The sequence below is a fragment of the Acinetobacter sp. AL9 genome, from assembly GCF_041464035.1.
Lineage (GTDB): Bacteria > Pseudomonadota > Gammaproteobacteria > Pseudomonadales > Moraxellaceae > Acinetobacter > Acinetobacter towneri.
The window spans coordinates 1-255 of sequence record NZ_JAYFSK010000254.1; the positions used below are offsets into that span (position 1 = coordinate 1).

The following is a 255-nucleotide window of genomic DNA, read 5'->3' on the forward strand; positions in this document are numbered from 1 at the left end:
CTGACACGCCATTTTAGTTTTGCTTTTTTGAACTGCTTGCGTCTTGTGACCAATTCTTCTGTCACTGCCTGAATAGTTTGACTGTGCAAGTTGCATTCTTTCGATGTGCCTTTCGTGTATTTTGCAAGGTCGTATGCTGAAAAGAATTGTTGTTTACGTTGTAGATGCTTAAAACACAAATCATTGACATAATTCCAGACAAAATTTACTTCGGATGCTAACTGATTTAGCACCTTGCAATGTTTGTCTTTTATG

General features: G+C 37.3%; 1 pseudogene. It reads right to left on the reverse strand.

What is annotated here, in order from left to right:
* Positions 1–254: pseudogene (locus ACEO2X_RS14570) on the reverse strand (RNA-guided endonuclease TnpB family protein); the annotation flags it as partial.
* Position 255 lies beyond the last annotated feature (1 nt).